The organism is Modestobacter sp. KNN46-3 (assembly GCF_011039295.1).
The window spans coordinates 1-3,472 of record NZ_JAAKGN010000261.1 but is presented as its reverse complement, the minus strand read 5'-3'; the positions used below and the strand labels follow the sequence as shown (position 1 = coordinate 3,472).

The following is a 3,472-nucleotide window of genomic DNA, read 5'->3' as shown; positions in this document are numbered from 1 at the left end:
TGACGTGACCTTGTGGCTTGTTGCGCGAGCGTTCTCGAGGCTTGCGCAGCGCTCGTCCGGTCCGCAGGCAGGCCACGAGTTCACGCTTGAGCGCGCCGCGGCCTTCGATGTAGAGCGCCTGGTAGATCGCCTCGTGGCTGATGCGCATGTCAGCATCGTCGGGGAAGTCCAGGACGAGCCGTCGGCTGATCTGCTCCGGACTCCAGGCCCTCGCCCAGCGCCGGTCATCGCGATGCGGCTTGTTCAAGCCCTTCCAGGTCGTCGGTGGCCCGGCCGCGACGCTGCCGTCGGGCCGCTGCAGCTGCCCACTGAGCCGCGTCTGGACGTACTGCTTCAGCCGCGGATTGCTCGCAAGCTTCGCTCGCTTGGGCCGGCGGGCGGCGGTCTGCGCCTTCCACTGCGCGACCGTCGCGCGGTACTCGCGCTTGCCACTGCGGGTCGCGGCGTTGCGCCGCAGCTCACGGGAGATCGTGCCGGGATCGCGCTGAAGTTCCCGAGCGATCGCCCGAACGCCGAGGCCCTTCGCCTTCAGCAGCGCGAGTTCTTCACGCTCGTGGAAGGACAGGTACCGGCCGGTGGGCTCGGCCAGGCTCAGCGGCGCCATGCCGCCAGCGTGGCGAAACCAGCGCGACCCGACCGGCCACGACACGCCTACCTCGAGCGCGGCGTCCTCGGTGCGCTTGCCCTGCGCGATCAGGCGCCAGAACTCGCGCTCCACCCGCCGGGACGGCATCGGGCGACCCGGCGAGCGCATCGCCGGCCGCAAAGCCCGATCCGCCTGCTGCTGACGACGCGCCATCGCACACCTCCGAGATCACGAGGTGTTGCGACGACCGGTTGAGTCCGCCTTGCACGCCCTTATCCGAGTGATGGACCAGCCCGCTGAGGTCCCGGCCGGCCCGCCGGCGGGTCCAGATGCCCATCTCCAACGCGTCGAGGGCAAGGTCGGTGCGCAGCGAGCGGGACAGCTGCCAGCCGACCACCCGGCGGGAGTGAACGTCGATGACGAAGGCGGCGTAGACCCAGCCGGTGAACGTCCGGCAGTAGGTGATGTCGGCGACCCAGAGCTGGTCCGGTCCGGTCGCGGTGAAGGCGCGTTCGACCAGGTCCGGGCGCAGGTCAGGCCCCGATCCGGGGACCGTGGTGCGGGGGCCTCTCGCCCGGGTGATGCCCCGCAGCCCGGCCGCACGCATCAGCCGCTCGACGGTGCACCGGGCTACTGGATGGCCCTGCCGGTGGAGCTGCGCGTGGATCTTCCGAGCGCCATAGACCCCGAAATTGTCGCGATGCACCTGCTCGATCACCGCGGTGGTCGCCACGTCCGTCACCGACCGAGCCGAGGGCGGCCGGCTGCGATGGGCGTAGTAGGTGCTCGGGGCGATCTGCAGCTCAGCGCAGATCGGCTCGACCCCGTGCTCGTCCCGGTGGGCGTCGATGAACTCGACGATCACCGCTGTGGGCGGTCGAGCTCCGCCGCGAAGAAAGCCGATGCGCTCTTCAGGATCGCGTTCGCCCGGCGCAACTCCCGGTTCTCCCGCTCCAACTCCGCCAGCCGCTGAGCGTCATCGGTCGTGGTGCCGGGTCGGTGTCCTTCGTCGATCTCGGCCTGGGTGACCCAGTTGCGCAGCGTCTCCGGGTTGATCCCCAGCTGCTTACCGATCCGGCGCAACGCCCCTGTTCGGGTCGCGGGGTCACGCCGGGCGTCCACCGCCAGCCGGATCGCCCGCTCCCGAAGCTCCTCGGGGTACTTCCTCGGTGCCGCCATGACTCTCATCCTCACGTGGATTAAGAGCCTCCATCAGACCCGGGGCGGGACAGACGATCGACCTATTGCGCGCTCGAATATCCAACATTGCAATCAGTTCCACTGTCGGCGCTCAGCGTGATGGGCCCGAGCGCACGCAGAAGATGTACTTGCCCAACCGCGCGTGACGGTCTTATCGCCCACAGTTCGCATGGCCAACTATCGGACACATCGAGCCCCCGGAGTGCCAATGGCTCAGCTACGGTCCCCCGCACTACCGACCACGGGGGTCAAGAACAGTGACACATTCGTTGAAAGCGGTTCGGGCGAACCGAGACCGGCTCACCTGGGCGACATTCTGGTGCGCCTCCGCAGTGGTCATGGCCTTCGCACTGGCAACGGGTGACCTGTCCTACCGCGACGAACGGGGCTACGTCACCATCGCCGACTCGGTGCTGCGCGGTGATGGCTATCAACTGGACGGGGAGACCACCGCCTACCGGCCGCCGGCCTGGCCCCTGCTGCTCGCGGTGTTCCGGCTCCTCGGCACACCGATCGAGCTGCTCGTAGCCGTGTCGGCGGCACTGCTCGTCGTGTCTGCGCTGTTGGCCCGCCGGATAGCGACACACATCGCAGGGCCGTCGGCGGGTTGGATCGCGGCATTCCTGCTCCTGCTCTACCCGCTGAACGTCTACACCGCCGCCACCCTGTACCCGCAGACGCTGGCGATGGCCGCGTTGCTCGGCGCGGTCGCATTGAGCCTCATCGACCCCCGGGCGGCGCGGCCGTGGCGCGGAGCCGCCGTCGGACTGCTGGCCGTCGTCGTCCTGTACTCAGCGCCGACCCTGGCCTTCGCAGCCCTCATCGTCGTCCTCTGGGCGTTGTGGCGGTTCCGTCAGCAGACCCTTCGCTTCGTGGTCCCAGCGGTGCTGGCCGGGTTGCTACCGGTGGCGCTCTGGACGGCGCGCAACGCTGTCGCCTTCGACGCGTTCGTCCCGGTGAGCACCGCCACCGGCGTGAACCTGCTGCTGGGGAACTCCGCGGAGGCGACGCCGACCTCCGGGGTCACGGCCGACATGGACAGCTACCGAGAAGCTGCCGAGCGCGAGGCCATGACGGAGAGCGAGAAGAGCGCCTTCTACACCGACGCCGCATTCACCTGGGTGAGCGAGCACCCTGGTGAGGCAGCGCAGCTGTACCTGGGCAAGGTGGTGAACTACTTCGCGCCGTACAACGAGCCCGCGTCCGCGACCGGCGGCGGCACACTGGAGCGGCTGGTGTCGTACCTGACGTTCGTGCCGCTGGTCGCGTTGGCGCTCGTACGGCTGGCGCTGTGGCGCAGGTTCCCGCCGAAGCCGCCGGAGCTGCTGCTGCTCACTGTCTTCATGACCAGCGCCGCCTTCATGGCGCTGACCTTCACCAGGACGCGATTCCGGCAGCCACTGGATTCCACGCTCATCATCGAGGCCGCGGTGTGCTCCGCTCTTCTCACCGGGATGGTGCTGCGTGAAAGGCGTGCGGACCACCGAAGCCGAGTGCCTCGTCCCCGGAAGTCCGGGGACGTGGCACTCGGCGCCGCCTCTCGGCGGCATCAGATCGGTCGCTGAGCGCGACTGGGGAGTCTGACCAGGGGTCAGCGGTAGCCGGGCGAGGTGTAGCTCCGGCCGACCGAGCCGGCAGGGACGAAGTCACCCGAGGACGGGCGCCCCTCCCGCACGCTGCCGGTGA

General features: G+C 69.1%; 4 protein-coding genes and 1 other annotated feature. Of the genes, 1 reads left to right on the top strand and 3 read right to left on the bottom strand.

The annotated features are described in order from the left end of the window. The 3 genes from G5C62_RS26140 to G5C62_RS26130 all read right to left on the bottom strand — a co-directional run. The coding region (locus tag G5C62_RS26140; RefSeq protein WP_164703292.1) for a helix-turn-helix domain-containing protein at window positions 1-604 on the bottom strand (604 nt) is incomplete at its 3' end. After that, window positions 546-1,451, bottom strand: coding sequence for an IS3 family transposase (locus G5C62_RS26135; RefSeq protein WP_164703291.1), 906 nt, complete (start codon window positions 1,449-1,451; stop codon window positions 546-548). The genes G5C62_RS26140 and G5C62_RS26135, both read right to left, overlap by 59 nt. Then, window positions 1,374-1,487: a sequence feature (AL1L pseudoknot), on the bottom strand. Its footprint overlaps the gene before it by 78 nt. Beyond that, window positions 1,448-1,765, bottom strand: a complete 318-nt coding sequence (locus tag G5C62_RS26130) for a transposase (RefSeq protein WP_164703290.1) — start codon at window positions 1,763-1,765, stop codon at window positions 1,448-1,450. It overlaps the preceding feature by 40 nt. Before G5C62_RS26130 ends, G5C62_RS26135 begins: the two co-directional genes overlap by 4 nt. Before the next feature lie 359 nt (window positions 1,766-2,124). Between G5C62_RS26130 and G5C62_RS26125 the strand changes: the two genes are divergently transcribed. Next, complete coding sequence (locus tag G5C62_RS26125; protein ID WP_164703289.1) at window positions 2,125-3,351, top strand: glycosyltransferase family 39 protein; 1,227 nt, start codon at window positions 2,125-2,127, stop codon at window positions 3,349-3,351. Window positions 3,352-3,472: the final 121 nt, after the last annotated feature.

Coding starts and splice junctions, on each gene's coding strand:
- G5C62_RS26130 (WP_164703290.1), bottom strand. CDS start 1,765: ATGGCGGCACCGAGGAAGTACCCCGAGGAGCTTCGGGAGCGGGCGATC.
- G5C62_RS26125 (WP_164703289.1), top strand. CDS start 2,125: ATGGCCTTCGCACTGGCAACGGGTGACCTGTCCTACCGCGACGAACGG.